Origin of the sequence: Gordonia sp. NPDC057258 (assembly GCF_042668985.1) — a bacterium.
Lineage (GTDB): Bacteria > Actinomycetota > Actinomycetes > Mycobacteriales > Mycobacteriaceae > Gordonia > Gordonia hongkongensis.
This window is the reverse complement of sequence record NZ_JBHUXZ010000018.1, coordinates 83,206-103,277: the sequence shown is the minus strand read 5'-3', so window position 1 is coordinate 103,277 and position 20,072 is coordinate 83,206. Positions and strand designations below refer to the sequence as shown.

The window sequence follows — 20,072 nt, the reverse complement described above, 5'->3', positions numbered from 1 at the left end:
CCCCCGACCAGACCCGACCCGACACGCAGGAGCAGAACAGGTGAGCGCACCTTCGACGCACGATGTACTCGGCACCCCGGTGACCATGCCGGTCGAGATCCGGCACGCACGGTGCTTCGTCGCCGGTTTCACCGCCGACACCCGGGCCGTGACACGGGCCATCGACGCCGAATCGGCACAGCCCGGGACGCTTCGCCCGTTGCGCATTCGACCGGGTCGCACCATGTGCATGCTCGTGTTCGTCGACTACGTCGACGGCGACCTCGGACCGTACAACGAGTTCGGCGTGTGCTTCCTCGTCGAGGACCCGACCACCCCACCCGCCTCACCGATCCGGGCAATGCGCTCCCTGCTGAGAGGGGACGCGCGTGCGCTGGTGCACCGACTCCCCGTCGACGGCGACTTCACCCTGGCCGCCGGGCGCGGCATCTGGGGGTTCCCGAAGACACTCGCCGAGTTCGAGGTCGACCACTCCTCCGCCACCAGACGCGGTCGCCTCGTGTCCGACGGCGCACTCGTCGCCGACCTGAGTGTGAAGCCGGGACTCAAGGTCCCGGACTCGACCGCCGACACCGTGCTGCACGCCTATTCGCAGCTCGACGGGATCACGCGGATGACACCGTGGCGGCTCACCTCGACCACCGGGACCCGCACCCGCATCGGCGGCGCGCACCTGACCCTCGGCGATCACCCCATCGCCGACGAACTCCGATCCCTGCAGCTGGGGCGGCACGCCCTGATGTCGAGCTCGGTCGATCGGATCACGATGCGTTTCGAGGACCCCACGCTGGTCTGACCGGGGATCTCTCGGGCTCGCGGACGTCCGGGCCGCGGTCGCGGACAATGGTTCCATGAGCAATCTCGAGACGGACCCGGTCGAGGTCGAGTGCCATGCCTACGCCGGCGTCGCCGCGGGCTCGGGCCTCCTCCACATGGACGTCCTGACCGCGCGCGACGTACCGCTCGGCGGCCCGCGCGCGATGACGGTGCACCGGACCCTCCCGCAGCGGTCACGTTCGCTGATCGGAGCCTGGTGTTTCATCGACCACTACGGCCCCGATGACGTCGCGAGCAGCGGCGGGATGGACGTGCCTCCACACCCGCACACCGGACTCCAGACGGTCAGCTGGCTGTTCACCGGCGAGGTCGAGCACCGGGACACGATGGGCAACCACGCGATGGTCCGCCCCGGCGAGATCAACCTCATGACCGCCGGGCACGGCATCGCGCACACCGAGGTCTCGACACCTGACACCACCACCCTGCACGGGGTACAGCTGTGGGTCGCGTTGCCGGCCGAGAACGCCGACACCGCACGCGATTTCGCACACCACCGGCCCGATGCTCTCGACCTGGACGGGGTCACCGCCAAGGTCTTTCTCGGCGAACTGTTCGGCACCCGCTCGCCGGTGCACACGTTCACGCCGTTGACCGGCGCCCAGCTCGACTTCGAACCCGGCGCCGCCGTCGACATCGACGTCGATCCCGAACACGAGCACGGCATTCTTGTCGACACCGGAACCGTAGAGGTCGCCGGCGCCGATGCCGCACCGCTGGCCCGCACCGAGTTGGGTTACATCGGATTGGGCGCGCGTCGGATCACACTCACCAACGTCGCCGAGACCGACGCCCGGGTGATCTTCCTCGGCGGCGCACCGCTGGCGGAGGACATCGTCATGTGGTGGAACTTCATCGGGCGCACACACGACGACATCGTCGGCTACCGGGACCAGTGGGAGGCGCGCAGCGAACGCTTCGGGCAGGTGCAGGGTTACGTCGGTTCGACGCAGCACCTGCCCGCGCCGCCGCTGCCGCACTCACGGCTGCGCGCCCGGGCCAACACCCCGGGGCGCGCCGCCCCGTAGTGAGGGCGCATCACGCCGTTCCGAGCAACCTCGCGAAGTTCGCGATCCCCGCGGCCTCGACCGCCTGCTGCCTGCCGTCGGCCACGGCCGCGCGCGGCGGTTCCCCGTCGGCGGCATTCCCCGACCCTGTGCCACCCCTCGGTCCGAGGAGCGAGACGAGTTCGGCTGCGGCACGGCCGATCCGGTCGTTCAACGATGCGGTGTCCCCACCGGCGCCCGCCCAGTCCGCCGACGCGGCGTAGACGCCGGTCGGCAGGACGACGGCACGTAGGTAGGCGAACAACGGTCGCAGCGCGTGGTCGAGCACCATCGAGTGGCGCGGGCTGCCGCCGGTCGCCCCGATCAGCACCGGTTTGCCCGACATGGCGTCGATGTCGACGAGATCGAAGAACATCTTGAACAGTCCGCTGTACGACGCGTTGAAGATCGGGGTCGCCACGATCAGGGCATCGGCCCCCTCGACCGCGTCGAGTGCCCGGCCCGAGGCGAAGCCGACCGTCATCGCCTGTCCCAGGTCGGCGGCGAGGTCACGCAGGTCGACGATCTCGACGTCCGCGCGGCCCGCCCCGAGTCCTTCGGTGACGGCGGCGACCATCCGGTCGACGAGCAGTCGCGTCGACGACGGTTCGGAGAGACCGGCGTTCACCGCGACGATCCGCAGGGCGGTCACGAGGACACCTCCACATCCTGATCGGCTTCCTGGCGGGCGGCGACGAGCGAGGCGTGCGTCGGCGCGTCGGGAACGTCGTCGGGACGTCCCTCCGCGAACCCGGCGCGCAGGTCCGGTAGCACCTCGCCCAGCAGGTCGAGCTGCTCCAGCACGGTCTTGAGCGGCAGTCCCGCATGATCGACGAGGAACAGCTGACGCTGGTAGTCGCCGAAGGTCTCCCGAAAGGTCAGCGTCTTGTCGACGAACTCGGCCGGGCTGCCGACGGTCAGCGGCGTCTGCGAGGTGAAGTCCTCGAGCGACGGACCGTGTCCGTACACCGGCGCGTTGTCGAAGTACGGGCGGAACTCGCGCACCGCGTCCTGCGACCTCGGTCGGATGAAGAACTGTCCGCCGAGCCCGACGACGGCCTGGTGGGCCTTGCCGTGGCCGTAGTGCTCGTACCGTTCGCGGTAGAAGTTGATCAGCCGCTGGAAGTGCTCGTTGGGCCAGAAGATGTTGTTCGCGAAGAACCCGTCCCCGTAGTAGGCGGCCTGCTCGGCGATCTCGGGACTGCGGATCGAACCGTGCCAGACGAACGGTGCCACGTCGTCGAGCGGGCGGGGCGTCGAGGTGAAGGACGTCAGCGGGGTCCGGAACTGTCCTTCCCAATCCACCACATGCTCGGTCCACAACCGATGCAGGAGGTGGTAGTTCTCGATCGCCAGCGGGATCCCCTGCCGGATGTCCTGGCCGAACCACGGATAGACCGGACCGGTGTTGCCGCGCCCGAGCATCAGGTCGACGCGCCCGTCGGCCAGATGCTGCAGCATCGCGAAGTCCTCGGCGATCTTGACCGGGTCGTTGGTCGTGATCAGCGTGGTCGCGGTACTCAGCTGCAAGCGCTCGGTCTGCGCCGCGATGTAGGCCAGGGTCGTGGTGGGCGACGACGAGAAGAAGGGCTCGTTGTGGTGCTCACCGAGCGCGAACACGTCGAGCCCGATGTCCTCGGCCTTCTTGGCGATCTGCACGATCGCCTTGATCCGCTCGTGTTCTGTGGGCGTCGTGCCCGTGGTCGGGTCGGTGGTGATGTCACTGACGCTGAAGAGTCCGAACTGCATGTCGCGCCTCCTTGTGATGGTTACACCGAGCATAACCGGACCGCGGTCCGATTAATTCCGGTGGCCGGTGAGTTAGTGTTGGCTCACTGCGGAGAAGCGCCGCGGATAGACAACTGCATCGAGGAGAGTCGCATGAAGATCCGGAAGTCCGTCGCTGCCGTCACCCTCGCCGGGGCCGCTTTGTTCGTCGCCACCGGTTGTTCGGAGTCCACCGACACCGTCGACGAGGCGACGAGCGCGGTGTCCACCGCCGTCGAGTCCGCGGCGAGCCAGGTCGAGACCGCCGCCAGCGACGCGGTCGACGAGGTCACCGGGCTCAGCAATGACGACGCACAGGAAACCCTGCGCCAGGCCATCGACCCGAACACCTCCTCCGAGGAGCTCGATCAGGTCATCGACGTCACCAACCCCGCCACGAAGCCGGCCGCGATGGCTTTCGCCAAGGGCGCCTCCGCCGCGGGATACACCCCGGACGCGTTCTCGGTGAAAGAGGTCACCGAGGACGGCGACAAGGCCACCGCGACCGTCGCCGTGAAGAGCCCGCATTCCTCGACGCCGGTCGACATCCAGCTCGGCTTCGTCAAGGTCGACGGCGACTGGAAGCTCAGTGGTGACGCCATTCAGCAGCTGATCAGCATGGGCAGCGGCCAGCAAGAGGGCAACTAGACCCACGGCGTACGTCGCCTCCTCGCCTACACTCGGACGGGTGCGGTTCCGACCCGGAGCCGGGCGGCGAGGAGGTGTACGTGCGTACCGATCAACCCACCCAACCGTTCGCTCCGCCGGTGACCCAGCGGCACGCGCGGTGGCCGCTCGTCAACGATCTCGACGACACCGAGTTGCCGGCTGCGGCCGAACCGACCGGCACGCGGGTCGACGTGCATGTTGCGGTACCCGCGTCGCCGAAGCTGCCGACCAGGGTCGAGCCCGCGGCGGAATCGTCACCGCGGATGGTGACGGGCAACGCCGGCCGGCTGCCGGCACGGGAACATGCCGCATTGCCGCCGGTGGGCGACTTCTGGGACCTGGAGAACGCCCGCCGGGCACCCCTTGCCGCGATGCCGCTGCCCGCGCGGACCTTTCCGGCGCGCTCGGCGCCGTACCTGACCCGGCCCGTCGGCGGCCGTTCCGTCGCACCGGCTGCCTCGCTGGCGCTGACCACCGGGCTGATCTCCATACCCCTGACCCTCCTGCTGGGACTGGGCGCGATCCTCGGACTGATCGCCGTCGTCGCCGGCGCGGTCGGAGTCAGGCAGGTTCGACGCGCCCCCGCGGAGCGCAAGGGCACCGGTCGCGCGATCACGGGCATCGTGACCGGCGCCGGCAGCGTGATCGTGGGCGGCCCGATCCTCTTCCTCGTTCTGCTCCTCGCCGGACTGTAGCCGCAGGCGCACTCTTCGAGGCCTGTCGCCGCCACGCTTGTCGCCGCCACAGTCGCACGACCGCAGAAACAACGAGACCCGCCTGTCGGCGGGTCTCGTCGGGTATGTCGGTGCGGGTCTCTAGCTGACCGCGCGGAGTCGGGGCCGGACCGAGGCGACCTCGCCGCGCTCGCGGCCGAGCCAGGCCTGGATCTCGCCGATGACCTGCAACCGGGAATCGACCGGGTCGATGTCCACGAGAGACGGCATGCAGTGCATCAGGGCGGCGTAGAACGCCGAGGTCGGCGACATCCCGTACTCGGCCAGCACGCTGCCGTAGTCCTCGACGCGATCGGCGAGTTCACCATAGGTGAGAGCGTCATCGCCCAGCCGAACTGCGGTCAGGTGGGGCGTGATCGCCCCTCGTGTCTGGATGTCATCCAGTAGTAGCTGGTCCATGATTACTGCCTTCCCGCCCGTGGAGCGTCGATCGCTGTGTCCCCGCCTCCCCTGACGTTGGTACTCATGCGATCCTTCAACCAAGTGTGCCCTACCTCATTCAACTAGTAGAACACTGACTCAACATGTGTGGGATATTCCACAACATATTCGGTAACTGTGCTGCAATCCGATGTTACGGCTGTGACTGCAGTTGCGACAGGTCACCACTGGGTTGATTCTTTACCTGTTATCCACGTGCAACTGTCCCGACATTCGAGCACGACCGACTTTCGCGATCGCGAGTGTCGGGGCCCGTCGCCGACTCAGGCGTCGCCGCTCTTGTCCGCCTCCATCGCCTCGATGAGGCTCTTGGGCCGGAGGTCGGTCCAGTTCTGCTCCACGTACTCCAGGCACGCGGCGCGGCTGTCCTCACCGAAGACCTTGGTCCACCCGGCGGGGATGTCGGCGAACGTCGGCCACAGCGAGTGCTGGTTCTCGTCGTTCACGAGCACGTAGAAGCGGCCGTCCTCGTCGTCGAATGGGTTCGTCATGGGTGTCCTTTCTCCATCGGCACGGCGACTGTCGTCACCCGCCTGCTTTGTTGTTGTCGAACGTAGTGGCTCGCCGCCCGGATTCACGCGAGGTCAGGTCGATGATGTCACGCAAATCCCCTCATTCCGGTGTCCGCTCGCCGGCGCCGTCGACCTGCGACAGCTGGGCATCGAGCGCCGGTCCGACGACCGCGAGGGCGTCGGCGTTCGCCATCCCCAGGTGGTGGGTGGCCACGTCGATGTTGTCGACGGCCCCGGTCACGAACGGACGCCAGGCGCCCGCCAACAGGGACGGGTCGTCCTTGTCCGCGGTTGCGGTGAACACGTGCATGTCGCCGGCGAAGACGTCCGGGCGATAGTCGAGGACCACCTGGGTCGAGGACTCGAAGCTGTCCATGATGCGTTCCACCTGATCTTCCGCGAGCAGGCCCATGCCGGAGATCTGCTGCCGGATGATCGCGGTGACCTCCTCGGAGGTGGACGCCTGCACGTCGTCGCCGAGATCGAAGAGATCCCGCCAGCCGCCGAGGACGTCGACCACGGTGGACGCGTCCGGCTCGATCGCCGGCCCGGGCTCCGCCGCGGCCGGCTCGACCGGCTCCCCGTGCTGCGGCACGTCGTGGACGATCACCGGTTCGTCCTCCGGCCGGGAGTCCATGATCCCCAGGTAGGCGACCTGCTGCCCGAGTTCCCCGAGGTGGACGGCCATCGCGTGGGCGATCACGCCGCCGACCGACCAGCCGAGCAGATGGTAGGGACCATGCGGCTGGACCCGCCGGATCTCCTCGACATAGCGCCGGGCCAGCACCCGCGCGTCGGTCACGCTCGGCTCTCCGGTCACCACATGCGGGTCCTGCAGTCCGTAGATGGGCCGATCCCGCAGGTGCGGTGCCAGCCCGCCGTAGAACCACGCCAGGCCGCCGGCCGGGTGCACGCAGAACAGCGGGGGCCGCGAACCCTCGCCGCGGAGGCTGATCACCACGTCGTTGCTCACCGCGTTGTCCTCCGCCAGTCGGCGGGCCAGGCCACGCACCGTCGGATCGCTGAACAACCACGCGAGTTCGATGTCGAAGCCGTTGCGGTCGCGCAGCGCCGCCGCGACCCGGGTGGCCGAGAGGGAGTTGCCGCCGAGGTCGAAGAAGCTGTCGGTGGCACCGATCTGTTCGACGCCGAGGACCTCGGCGTAGGCATCGGCGATCGCCTGCTCGACCGGGGTGGCCGGGGCGACGAATTCGACGGAAGCCACCTCGGGAGCCGGCAGCGCCGCTCGGTCCAGCTTGCCGACCGGGGTCAGCGGGAACTCGTCGAGCACCGTGATCGAGGCAGGCACCATGTGTCCGGGCAGCTGCGCGGCCAGCAGACCACGAAGAGCGTCCACCTCTACACCGTCACCGACGACATAGGCGGCGAGGCTCGACGCCACCGAACTCGGGGTCCCCGACGAGCCGATGCCGACGACGACCGCGGAACGCACCTCGGGCGCCGAGCGCAGCACCGCCTCGATCTCGCCGAGCTCGATGCGCAGGCCACGGAGCTTCACCTGGTCGTCGCTACGACCGGAGTACTCGAGCGTGAGGTCGCCCGACGGTGACTCGCGCCAGCGCACGACGTCGCCGGTCCGGTACATGCGGCGTCCAGACCCGGCGAGGGGACTGGCGACGAACCGCGCGGCGGTCAGGCCGGGCTGGTCGAGATAGCCGCGCGAGAGTGCGGGGCCGAGGACGTAGAGCTCCCCCGCCACACCGACCGGCACCGGCCGCAGGTGGGCGTCGAGCACGAGGAACTCGAGTCCGGGCAGCGGACCACCGAGGCGGACCGGGTCGCCGGGCGCCGCCGCGTCGGACACCGCGACCATGATCGTCGTCTCCGTCGGCCCGTATCCGTTGTGGATGCGGGTGTGCGGCGCCCAGGCGTCCATCACCGACTGCGGCACGGCCTCGCCGCCCACCGAGACCGCCTGCAGGCTGGGCAGCGCGGCCGGGTCGAGCGTCGACAGCACCGAGGGCGTGAGGAAGGTCGTGGCGACCTCGTGTCGCTGCATGAACTCCTGCAGCTCCGTACCGCCGACCGCGGTCGACGGCCGGTAGACGAGCGTGCCGCCGTTGACCGTCGCGAGGAGGTACTCGAGCACCGAGGCGTCGAAGCTCGGCGACGCGAATCCCAGGACCACCGCCCCGTCCTCGGTTCCCAGCGCCGTCGACTTCGCCACGGCGAAGTTGCGCAGTCCCGAATGCGACACCGCGACACCCTTGGGGCGTCCCGTCGACCCCGAGGTGTAGATGACGTAGGCGACGTTGTCGGTTCTGACCGGACCGGTCTGCTCGGCCGGGTCCACCGGGGCATCCGACGTGGCGTCGAGTTCGGCGGCGACCGCGGCGTCGTCGAGGCGAAGCCACTCGAAGCCCTCGTCCGGCAACGCGCCGACGGCGTGGACCGACAGCCCCATCCGGGCGCCGGAGTCCTCCACCATCGTCGCGACCCGTTCGGCAGGGTAATCCGGATCGATGGGAACGTAACCGCCGCCGGTCTTCGCGACCGCCCAGATCGCGACCAGCAGGTCGACGGACCGGGGAATCGCAAGCGCCACCAGCGTTTCCGCACCGACGCCGCGACCGATCAGCCAGCGCGCCAGGCGGTTGGACCGGGCGTGCAGCGCGGAGTACGACAGGGTGGCGCCCGAGGCGTCGACCACCGCGGTACGACGCCGGTACCGCGTGCCGGCCTCGGTGAAGAGCTCGCCCAGCAACACGGCCTCGGCGGCCTGGCCGCCGTGTACCGGCACCAGCGACTCGGCCTCACCGGCCAGCAGGATGGGCGCCGCGGCGACCGGGGCGCTCGGGGTCGCGGTGAGCGCGCCGAGCAGGTTGACGAATCGGGCCGTGAAGCCGGTGGCGGTGGATTCCGCGAACAGATCGGTGGCGTATTGCAGTGCCGCCGACCAGGTCTCGCCCGCCTCCGCCTTCGCGATCGAGAACAGCAGATCGACCTTCGCCGGCACCTCGCCCGCGTCGAGCGGGCTGACCGAGATGTCGCCGAGATCGGCCGACAGCGACTGTCCGGCGAGCTCGGGGACCACCGCCTGGTCCAGGGTCAGCCACACCTGGGTGAGCGGGGCGAACGCCTCGGAACGAACCGGGTTGAGCCGGTCGACGAGGGTCTCGAACGGCAGATCGGCATGGGCGAAGGCATCGAGGTCGGTGCGTCGGACGCGACCGAGGACGTCGACGAACGTGTCACCCGGCGCGTGGGCGGTACGCAGCACGAGCGTGTTCACGAACATGCCGACCAGCGGATCGAGTACCGCGGCACCACGTCCGGCGATCGGCGTGCCGATCGCCACGTCGTCGGTACCCGACAGGTCGGCGAGCAGGACCGCCAGCGCCGCGTGCAGCACCATGAACGGCGTGACCCCGAACTCGTCGGCGACGGTGTCGATCCGGGCGGTGACGTCGGCCGGGATCGTGAAGGGCACGCGGGCGCCCCGCTGCGACGCGACTGCCGGGCGAGGCCGATCCGTCGGGAGTTCCAGGAGATCGGGCATCCCGGCCAGGTGCGCGCTCCAGTACTCCAGCTGGGCACCCATCACCGACGCCGCGTCGTCGACATCGCCGAGGGCGCGGCGCTGCCAGATGGCGTAGTCGGCGTACTGGACGGGCAGCGGCTCGAACGACGGCTCTGTACCGGCGGCCCGTGCCAGGTAGGCGGTGCTGAGATCGGTGACCAGCGGCCCGAGGGATTCGCCGTCGGACGCCACGTGGTGCAGGACCACCGCGAGAATGTACTCGGCTGCCCCGGAACCGGTTGCGATCTCGATCAGCCTGGTCCGCACCGGCCAGTCGACGGCGAGGTCGAATCCGGTTGTGACGGCGGCCAGTACGACCTCTCCGCCGTCGCGCCCGGCAGCGGCCGGTACGAACTCGTGGTCGAGTCGGGTCGCGATGTCGGCCGCCGGGGCGATCAGCTGTACGGGCTGACCGTCGGTCTCGGGATAGGTGGTGCGGAGGATCTCGTGACGCGCGACGACGTCGGCGATCGCGGCGCCGAGCGCCTCGGGGTCGAGGTCGCCGGTCAGGCGCATCACGGCCGGGATGTTGTAGGCCGCCAGCGTCGGGTCGAACCGGTTGATGAACCACATCCGCTGCTGGGCGTACGACAGCGGGATCCGGTCGGGACGAGGCGTCACTGCGACGATGGGCGGGAGTCCGCCGGTACGGTCGCCGAGGCGTTCGGCCAGCAGGCGCGGCGTCGGCGCCTCGAAGACGTCACGCACCGTCACGTCGACATCGAGGGCGTCCCCGAGCCGGGCGGCTGCCCGCATCGCCGACAGCGAATTGCCGCCGATGTCGAAGAAATTCGTGGTGGCGCCGACGTTCTCCGGCGACATCGACAGCAGCTCGGCGAAGACCGACGCCGCCGCCGCTTCCCGCGGGCCGGCGACCGGCACGATGGCGGCGGTGTCGACGGTCGGCGCGGGCAACTGCTGTCGCACGATCTTGCCCGCGCTGCTCAGCGGCATCTCGTCGATCAGCATCCACATCCCGGGACGCATATACTCCGGGAGCGCCTGCGCCACCGAGTGTTTGACCGCATCCAGGTCCACCGAGGCCGGTGTCAGGTAGGCCACGAGTTGCTGCCCGGCCGGCGTCTCGACGACGGCCGCCGCCGCGTACACGACGCCCGGCGCCGACGTGAGGGCCGACTCGATCTCGCCGAGCTCGATCCGCTGGCCACGCAGCTTCACCTGGAAGTCCGTGCGGCCCTGGTATTCCAGCTCACCGTCGGCTCGCCAGCGGACCAGGTCACCGGTCCGGTACAGGCGGGACCCCGGCACGCCGTAGGGGTTCGGCACGAAGCGTTCGGCCGTGAGCGCGGGCCGCGAGGTGTATCCGCGTGCCAACTGGATGCCGCCGAGGTACAGCTCGCCGGTGAATCCCGGTGCCACCGGGCGCAATCGATGGTCGAGCACCAGCGCGGTGGTGTTCGCCACGGGCCGCCCGATGGAGACCGAGTCGCCCGCGACCCGCGCGACGGTCGCGTAGATGGTCGCCTCGGTCGGTCCGTACTGGTTGCTGACGGGGGCATGCGGGATGAGCTCGCGCACGGTCTCGGCGACGCTCTGCGGGAGCGCCTCGCCGCCCGTGTGCAGGTAGCGCAGCCGTGAGAGACCGCGCAGCTGTTCGGGATCGGCGACCTCGGTGAGCACGGCGAGCATCGAGGGGACCAGCGTCGCCGACGTCACGCCGAAGTCCGCGAGGTAGCGCAGGACGGCGACCGGGTCACGATGCGCACCCGGCTCCATGACCACCAGGCGGCCGCCCGAGAGCGGCGGGCGGAGGATCTCGCCGACCGACGGATCGAAGGTGAGTTCCAACACCTGCAGGAAGACATCATCGGGGCCGAAATCGTAGGCGCCGCGGTCGTAATCGAGATGGGCGCGCAGGGTTTCGTGACTCACCGTGACGCCCTTGGGACGACCGGTCGAACCCGACGTGAAGATGGTGTAGGCCGGATTCGCACCGACGACTGCCGACGAACGCTCCGCCGGCGCGAAGAGCGACGCCGGCTCACCGGCGTCCGAGTCGTCGTCGACGGCCACGACGGTCACACCGGGGTCGAGAGCCTCGATGCCCGCCGGGACCCGTCCCGGACCGATCAGCACCGCCGCGACATCGGCGGTGCGCGCCAGATAGTCGATGCGATCGGCCGGCGCGGCCGGGTCCATCGGCACGAATTGCCCACCGGCGGCGAGAATCGCGTGGACGGCGACGATCATCTCCGTCGACCGCGGGATGCACACGCCGACCGCGACCTCCGGTCCGACCCCCAGACCCACCAGCCGCCGGGCGAGAACGCTCACCCTGCTTCCCAATTCGGCATAGGTCGAATGCGCGCGGGTCGAGGCCCCGGCCGGACTCTCCACCGCGATCGCGTCGGGCGACGCGGCGACGCGCTCGAGCAGGAGATCGGCGACATGGGTGCCGGACGGGATCAGCTCCGGGCCGGTCGACCATGTGTCGAGGCGGGCCTCGTCGTCCTTCGACATCGGTGGGATGTCGGCGATCCGGGTCTGTGCGTCGCCCGCGATGGCCTGCAGGATGCGCTCGAGGGACCGCGCGAAGACGGCGATCTCGTCGGTGGCGAAGGCGTCGGGAAGGTAGGTCAAGCGGACCGCGATGCCCGACGCGGTCGGCGAGGTCGCGAGGTTGAGCGGGTAGTGCGTGGCGTCGGAGACCTCGACGTCCCGGATCGCCAGTCCCACTGCCGCACTGGCGGCACCGCCGGCCAGTGAGTCGTTGTCGACGGGATAGGACTCGTGCACGGTCAGGGTGTCGAACAACTGTGGCCGTCCGACGGCGGTGAGGATCTCGGGCAAGCCGATGTGCTGGTGATCGAGCACGGCGGTCTTGTCCGACTGCAACCGGCCGAGGACCTCGGCGATCGTCGCATCCGGGTCGACGTCGACGACGGCGGGCAGCGTGTTGATGAACAGGCCGACCATCGACTCGACGCCGTCGAGTCCGGCGGGACGTCCGGACACGGTCTCGCCGAAGGTGACCACCCGGTTGTCGGTCAGCCGGGACAGCAGCACCGCCCAGGCGAGCTGCAACACCGTGGCCGTCGTCGAACCGGATTGCCGCGCCGTCCGCTCCAGGCCCGAGACCAGGTCGGGTTCGAGGACCCAGCGATGCTCGCGCGGCAGATGGTCTGCCGCGGAGTCGTTCTCGGCATCCTCGACGGCGTGGCCGGTGAGTCCGGGGGCGACCAGGGTCGGCTCCTCGACCGGTTCGAGGACTCGTCGCCACGCCGCGAGACCGGCGTCGAGGTCGGTGTCGGCGATGCGGGCCAGGTAGTCGGCGAAGTCGGTGCGTTCGGTCGTTCCCTGACCGGTGAACGGGGTCCCGGTCGCGTAGAGCGCCAGCAGGTCGGCCAACACGAGCGGCCCGGACCAGCCGTCGAACAGGATGTGATGGTTGGTGATGACCACGCTCGTGCCCTGTGCGTGGCGCACGACCACCGCTCGCAGCAGCGGCGGGTCGGCGAGGTCGAACGGTTCGGTGCGCTCGGCCGCCGACACCTCGTCGACGGCAGCCCGGACATCCACCTCGGCGGTGGTCGGCACGTCGAGCACGCGCCAGCGCAGCGGCACCGTCTCGGGCACGACGGTGACCACGTGCCCGCTGGGCACCCGGACGAACCCCGATTTGAGGGTGCGGTGGTGATCGAGCAGTGCGACCACCGCGGTGCGCAACCGCTCGAGGTCGACCTCGCCCTCGAGATGCAGAACCGCTTGCGTCACATACACATCGAGTTCGTCGGTGCCCGCGAGTTGGGACTGGAAGTACAGCCCGCGTTGCAGCGGCGACAGGGCCCAGACCTGCGCGCCGGGGAACCGCTGCGCCACGATGTCCAAGTCATGCTGGGTCACCTCGGCGCCCGGGACATCCGACGGCGAGCGGCCGACGTCGACGCCGTCGGTGACGAGGCGGACGACGTCGGCGAGTTCCGCGGTCCACCGTCGTGCGATGTCGCGGACATCCTCCGGCGACAGGATCGCCGCGGGGAACTGCAGATCGGCCGAGAGCACACGCCCCTTCGAAGACGCACCGGTGCTCGCGTTGACCGTCAGCACGCTCATGGCCGCCACCCCGTCGGACACCGTGGCCGGCAGGAACGGCGCGTCGGGTGCGGGCAGGAAGCCCGCGCCGACCGGTGCTGCGGTGTCGGACGACGGGGCGACCGACGAAAGGCGGTCGGCCCCGTCCGGGGTCGTCGGGTCCTCGCTCTGACCGGTCGTACCGCGGGTCCCGAGATAGTTGAACGCGATCGTCGGCAGCGGACGCGAATGCAGTTGCGCGGCCGGGTCGCCGGGGCCGCGGCCGTCGGCGGCGTAACGCAGCAGGCCGAAACCGATCCCGGAGTCGGGCATGCCGAGACGTTCTTCCTTGGCCGCCTTGACCGCGTGGACGACGTCGTCGGCCGGATCGAGTGCGAGCGGGGCGATCGAGGTGAACCAGCCGACCGTGCGCGACAGGTCGGCGCGCCGCGGGTCCGGGCCGGCGAGCAGGACGTCCTCGTATCGGCCGTGCCCCTCGGTGAGCACGGTGACGGGAGCGGCGTCGGCGATGCCGCGATCATGTTGCCAGGAGCGGACCGCGCGCGCGAGGGTGCCGAGCAGTACGTCGACCACCGACGCCGAGAAGGCGTCGGGCACAGTCGTCGTCAACGGGTCGACGATGGCCGGGTCGACGCGGTGGACGATCGAGGTAAGGGTGCCGTATCGGTCGCGGTCGGGGTCGAGCGGCGCGCCGAAGTCGGTCGGAAGGGCTGGGGACCGGTCGAGCCAGTACCCGATCTCGCCACGCCGGGCGTCGAGCTGCGCGGTGAGTGCCCGCTGCCACGCACGTTGCGAGGTCTCCTCGGCGCGGACCGTCACGGGCTGCCCGGAAACCAGCTGGGCGTGGACGGTGAGCAGATCCTCGATCAGGATCGGCCAGGACACCGCGTCGACGGCGAGGTGGTGCAGTACCAGCACTATTCGTACGGACCGATCCGCCTCGTCGGGGGAACCCTGCGGGGCGGCGCCGCTGACCACCGTCGCGGCGACCAGCCGCCCGGCGGTCGGGTCGAGGCGGCGCGCCGCCTGCGCATGCGCGTCGACCAGCGCATCGGCGAACCCGGCCTCGCCGGGTACGGTGTCCGTCGCCACCGACACGATCGAGGCGCCGGGATCGAAAGGTGTTCCGGTGGTGAGGGTCCAGGTGTCACCGGTCTGGGTGCCCCCGGTCTGGGTGTCCCCGGCGGACTCCAGGCGCGCACCCAGCATCGGATGCGCGTCGACGACCGCGCCGAGCACCGCGCCGAGGTGGGCGACGGTGAGTCCGGCCGGTGCCGTGAGCACCATCGACTGGTTGAAGTCGGCGAGGTCGGCCGGCGTCCGCGCGGCGTCGACGAGCCAGGACACGATCGGCGGGAGATCGACCCGTCCGGCCGGATCGTCGGTGGGCTCCGCGAGCATCGGGGCCCGGTCCCCACCTGCCGACGCCACCCGCGCCATCGCGCGAATGGTCTTCTGCTCGAAGATCTCTCGCGGCGACAGCGACAACCCGGCGGCCTTCGCGGCGGACGCGAGCTGGATGGACATGATCGAGTCGCCGCCGAGCGCGAAGAAGGACTCGGTGACCGAGACGGTGTCGAGACCCAGCAGCCCCGCGACGATCGCCGCGAGGGTCTCTTCGGCGGTCGTCGCCGGTGCGACGTATCCGTCGGCGGGCGTGGTGAACTCGGGCACCGGCAGTGCGCGCCGGTCGAGCTTGCCGCCCGGGGTCACGGGCAGCTCGTCGAGCACCATCGCCGAGTGCGGGATCATGTGTCCGGCAAGCCGATCCGCCGCCCCGGCCAGGACGGCGTCGGCGTCGAGGCGGTCGCCGGCGGTGTCGTCGCCCACGAGGTAGGCGACGAGCCGGGTGCGACCGTGGTCGTCGTCGACACCGGTCACGACGACCGAGCCGACGCCCGGCTGGTCACCGAGAACGGATTCGATCTCGCCGAGTTCGACTCGCTGGCCGTTGATCTTGACCTGGTGGTCGGCGCGCCCGGCGAACTCGATCGCGCCGGTCGCGGTGATCCGCACCAGGTCGCCGGTGGCATACATGCGGTGGCCCGCCTCGCGGGCGAACGGGTCGGCCACGAAGGACGACGCGGTGAGGCCGGGGCGGCCGAGGTATCCGCGCGCCAACGAGTCGCCGCTCGACAGGTAGAGCTCACCCACCACGCCCTGGGGTACCGGGTGCAGACGGCCGTCGAGCACGTAGGCGGCGAAGCCGCGGACCGGTCGTCCGATGGTCACGGGCGCGCCGGGCTCGGATCGTCCGGTGGTCGCCCAGACGGTGGCCTCCGACGGGCCGTAGAAATTGAACATCCGGCGGCCGGATTCCGGTGTGGCCCACCGCGCGATCAGCTCGGGCGGGCAGGCCTCGCCACCGGTGACGAGGTTGCGGACGGTGCGGCCCCGGCGGGGGTCGACGGTCGCCAGCACCGTGGGGGTGATGAGGGTGTCGGTGACCCGATCGCGCTCGAGGATGCGGCCCAGTGCATCGCCGGCGTACTCCGACGCGGGCGCCACGACGAGGGTGTGTCCGACCGCGATCGACCACATCATCTCCAGCACCGAGGCGTCGAAGCTCGGGGAGGCGACGTGCAGGACACGGGTGTCTGGGGCCTGCGCCGGCGTTCCGGTGACCTCGGTCAGCGCGGCGACGAAGTTCGCGATGCCGCGATGCGGAACCCCGACCGCCTTCGGCCGTCCGGTGGAACCGGAGGTGTAGACGAGGTAGGCCAGGTCGTCGAGAAGGACCGGCCGATGACGCTCGACGTCGGTGACGGGTCCACCGGCGACGGCCGGATCGTCGAGCGAGGCGAGTTCGAGCCATTCGCAGGATGATTCTCCCAACCGGTCCCGCGTCGGCGCATCGGTGATGCCGAGGCGCACACCGGAATCGGCCACCATGAACGCAATGCGGTCACTCGGGTAGGCGGGGTCGATCGGCACGTAGGCGGCACCCGCCTTGATGACACCGAACACGGCGACCACCGACCCGATCGACCGCTCGAGGCCGACGGCGACCACGTCGCCGGGCCCGACCCCACGGGAGATCAGCTGGCGTGCGAGACGATTGGTACGTTCCTCGAACTCCGTGTACGAGATCTCGTTGCCGTCGTGGACCAGTGCCGGACGATGCGGGTCGAGGGCGCGCCGCGCGAGGAGTTCGATGAGGGTCACCGGCTCGGTGACCCCGCCGTCGGCGGCCGGCGCCGTCTCGCCGATGGAGTTGCGGCTCGGCGCGCTGAGGGTGGCCGCGTCGATGCCGACGATGTCGACGTCTCCGACGGGCAGCGACGGGTCGGTGGCCATCGCGGCGATCACCTGCAGCCAGACCTCGGCGAAGCGGCGGATGGTCGCGGCATCGAACAACGAGGTGGCGTACAGGAAGTCGGCCCGCATCGGCGACGACCCGGTCCGCTCGGACACCGAGACGGTGAGGTCGAACTTGGCGATCGGGGCGGCGGCCCCGAGCGGTTCGGCACTCAGACCCGAGAGCTCCACCCGGTCGATCTCCTCCGGCTGTCCCCCGGCGGCGACGAGGGTGTAGGCGATCTGGACCAGCGGCGGATAGGCCGTGGACCGCTCGGGCGCGAGTTCCTCGATCAGATCATCGAATTGCACGTCGGCGTGCGCGAAGGCATCGAGGTCGGTGGCGCGGATCGTGGCGATGAGGTCGTCGACGGTCGATGCCGGGTCGACGTCGGTGCGCAGCACGAGCGTGTTGACGAACATGCCGACGAGGTCGTGGAGCGCGGCGTCGGGGCGGCCGGCGATGGGTGTGCCGATGACGACGTCCCGGGTCGAGGCGAGCCGCGCGACGGTGACGGCGAGTGCCGCGTGCAGCACCATGAACACCGTGACGTCGCGGTTGCGCGCCAGGTCTTCCAGGGCGGCGGCGAGCGCGTCGTCGACGGTCACGGACTCGACGGCGGCCGCGGTGTCGAGCACGGCCGGCCGCGGGCGATCCATCGGCAGGTCGGTCACTGCGGGCAGATCCGCGAGGACCTCGCGCCAGTGCGCGAGCTGACGCCCCATCGGTGCGCCGGGATCATCTGCGGCGCCCAGGTATTCGCGCTGCCACAGCGCGAAGTCCGCGTACTGGACCGCGGGCGCGGCGACCGGTGGTGCGGCGTTCGTCCGGGCCAGGTACGAACCGAGCAGGTCGCGCACGAAGATCGGGGTCGACTCACCGTCGAAGGCGATGTGGTGCACGGTGACGACGACGTCCACCGCCTCGGCATCGCGGCGCAGCACCCGGACCCGGAGGGGGAACTCGGCGGCGACGTCGAAACCGGTGGTCGCCGAGACGAACAGGTCCTCCTCGGTCTCCACCGCCTGCCAGTCGAGGCGGGCGCGGGCCGTGTCGGCATCGGTGATGAGCTGGAACGGCCCCTGCTCGTCGCTGGGGTAGGTGGTGCGCAAGATCTCGTGGTTGGCGACCACGTCGCCGACCGCGGCCTCGAGCGCGTCGAGGTCGAGAGTTCCGGTGAGACGCAGCGCCATCGGGATGTTGTAGGCCGCCGAGGCGGTGTCGAACTGGTTGATGAACCACATGCGACTCTGCGCCGTTGACAACGGCAACCGCGCAGGCCGCGGCATCGCGGAGACCCGCGGGACGCTCCGGCCGCGTCCGGACACCAGGCCGGCCAGATCCCGCACCGACGGCGCGTCGAACAGGTCGCCCACCGACACGTCGACGTCGAGCAGGTCGGCCACACGCGCCGCGACCCGCGCCGCGGACAGCGAGTTGCCGCCGAGGTCGAAGAACGACTGCGTCACGCTGACCCGGTCGGTGCCCAGCACATCGGCGACGATGGCCGCGATCGAGGTCTCGGCGTCGGACTCGGGTGCGGCGAATTCCTCGACGGTGAGTTCGGGGACCGGCAGCTTACGCCGGGCGACCTTGCCCGCACTGTTCAGCGGCAGCTGCTCGAGTGCCATCCACACCGTGGGCCGCATGTAGGCCGGCAGTGTCCGCGCGACAACCGATTTCACCGCGTCGATGTCGACCGACGCCGGCGAGACATAGGCGACGAGGTGTGATTGCCCGGACACCTTCGCCACGGTGGCGGCCGCGTGGAGGACACCCGGCGCCGACATGAGGACGGACTCGACCTCCCCCAGCTCCAGTCGCTGTCCGCGAAGCTTGACCTGGAAGTCCGTGCGGCCCAGGTATTCCAACTGGCCACGGGCATTCCAGCGGACGAGATCGCCGGTACGGTACAGACGTTCACCGGGTTCACCGAAACCGTCGGTGTTGTCGGCCGCCTCGCCGCGCGCGGGAGCCGCGAAGGGACTGGCGACGAACCGTTCGGCGGTCAGGCCGGGCTGCGAGGCGTAACCGCGGGCGAGTTGCACGCCCCCCAGATACAGCTCCCCGGGCACGCCCGAGGGCACGAGCTGCAGTCGCGAGTCGAGGACGAAGGTGGTGGTGCTCGGCACCGGGACGCCGATCGGCACCGACGTCTCCCCCGCCCGCACCTGATGAGCGGTCACGTCCACCGCCGCCTCGGTCGGACCGTACAGATTGTGGACCTCGTTGCCCGGCAACGCCCCCACCAACGCCTGCGCCACCGGCGCGGTCAACGCCTCACCCGAGGTGAACGTCAACCGCAACGACGACAACTCACCCACCCGATCGCCGAGCACATCCAGGAACACCGACAGCATCGACGGCACGAAGTGGATGACCGACACCTTCTCGGCCGTGATCAACTCCGCCAGATAGCGCGGATCACCATGCCGCTCCGGCTCGGCCACCACCAGCGTCGCCCCCACCGCGAACGGCAGGAACAACTCCCACACCGACACATCAAACGTCACCGGGGTCTTCTGCACGAAGACATCCGAGTCCTTGATCGAATACCAGTCCCGCATCCACTCCAGACGGTTCACGATCGCCGCATGCGACACCGTCACACCCTTCGGCCGACCCGTCGACCCCGACGTGAACAACGTGTACGCAGCATCGGCGGGCTGCAGGGGCGCGAGCCGTTCGTCGTCGGTGACGGGTGCTGTGGCGAGATCGACCTCGGCGGTCGTGTCGACCACGACCGCGGTGACGTCCGCCGGCAGTTCGACGGCGGAATCGGCGGCGACGAGGACCAGCCGGGCGTCCGCGGTGTCGAGCATGTACCGGGTGCGGTCAGACGGCGCGTCGATGTCGAGCGGAACGTAGTGACCGCCCGCCGCGACGACGCCGTGGATGGCGACGAGAAGCTCGACCGACCGCGGGATGGCGACCGCGACGGCGACGTCGGGTCCGACACCGATGGAGATCAGATGACGAGCCAGTGAGTCGACCCGTGCACCGAACTCGGCGTAGCTGACGCGACGCGAACCGAACACGATGGCCGGTACGTCGGACCTCGTCGCCACATGCACCACATCGGTCACCGTTGGGCCTCCATCTCGCCTCGTCGCCTGCCGTCTCGTCCTGCGTTCCCCATTCCCCCCGTGTGTTCGCTGCGCCCCGGGTGTTCTC

The 20,072-nt window shown here is 70.0% G+C and carries 9 protein-coding genes; 4 read left to right on the top strand and 5 right to left on the bottom strand.

Annotated elements, in window-relative coordinates; all coding sequences use genetic code 11:
• Positions 1–40 precede the first annotated feature (40 nt).
• Complete coding sequence (locus ACFUEJ_RS14535) at positions 41–796, top strand: acetoacetate decarboxylase family protein (RefSeq protein ID WP_388030145.1); 756 nt, start codon at positions 41–43, stop codon at positions 794–796.
• A gap of 55 nt (positions 797–851) precedes the next feature.
• Complete coding sequence (locus ACFUEJ_RS14530; RefSeq protein ID WP_388030142.1) at positions 852–1,865, top strand: pirin family protein; 1,014 nt, start codon at positions 852–854, stop codon at positions 1,863–1,865.
• A gap of 10 nt (positions 1,866–1,875) precedes the next feature.
• Here the strand turns inward: ACFUEJ_RS14530 and ACFUEJ_RS14525 are convergent, their stop codons facing one another.
• On the bottom strand, positions 1,876–2,535 hold the full coding sequence (locus tag ACFUEJ_RS14525) for a CE1759 family FMN reductase (RefSeq protein ID WP_388030140.1): 660 nt from the start codon (positions 2,533–2,535) through the stop codon (positions 1,876–1,878).
• On the bottom strand, positions 2,532–3,632 hold the full coding sequence (locus ACFUEJ_RS14520) for an LLM class flavin-dependent oxidoreductase (protein ID WP_247449962.1): 1,101 nt from the start codon (positions 3,630–3,632) through the stop codon (positions 2,532–2,534). Before ACFUEJ_RS14520 ends, ACFUEJ_RS14525 begins: the two co-directional genes overlap by 4 nt.
• 132 nt (positions 3,633–3,764) lie before the next feature.
• On the opposite strand from ACFUEJ_RS14520, the gene ACFUEJ_RS14515 reads away from it, so the two are divergent.
• Positions 3,765–4,298, top strand: a complete 534-nt coding sequence (locus ACFUEJ_RS14515; protein WP_006360231.1) for a DUF4878 domain-containing protein — start codon at positions 3,765–3,767, stop codon at positions 4,296–4,298.
• 80 nt (positions 4,299–4,378) lie between these two features.
• Positions 4,379–5,014: a DUF4190 domain-containing protein gene (locus ACFUEJ_RS14510; protein ID WP_388030137.1), complete on the top strand. Its 636-nt coding sequence runs from the start codon at positions 4,379–4,381 to the stop codon at positions 5,012–5,014.
• 120 nt (positions 5,015–5,134) lie between these two features.
• Here ACFUEJ_RS14510 and ACFUEJ_RS14505 read toward each other — a convergent pair whose 3' ends face one another.
• The 3 genes from ACFUEJ_RS14505 to ACFUEJ_RS14495 all read right to left on the bottom strand — a co-directional run bounded on the left by ACFUEJ_RS14505 (position 5,135) and on the right by ACFUEJ_RS14495 (position 19,984).
• On the bottom strand, positions 5,135–5,452 hold the full coding sequence (locus tag ACFUEJ_RS14505) for a hypothetical protein (RefSeq protein ID WP_006360233.1): 318 nt from the start codon (positions 5,450–5,452) through the stop codon (positions 5,135–5,137).
• A 305-nt stretch (positions 5,453–5,757) separates the two neighbouring features.
• Positions 5,758–5,985 carry an MbtH family protein gene (locus tag ACFUEJ_RS14500; protein WP_006360234.1) on the bottom strand — a complete coding sequence of 76 codons (228 nt, stop codon included), beginning with the start codon at positions 5,983–5,985 and terminating at the stop codon, positions 5,758–5,760.
• Positions 5,986–6,106: 121 nt separating this feature from the next.
• Positions 6,107–19,984 carry an amino acid adenylation domain-containing protein gene (locus ACFUEJ_RS14495; RefSeq protein WP_388030133.1) on the bottom strand — a complete coding sequence of 4,626 codons (13,878 nt, stop codon included), beginning with the start codon at positions 19,982–19,984 and terminating at the stop codon, positions 6,107–6,109.
• Positions 19,985–20,072 lie beyond the last annotated feature (88 nt).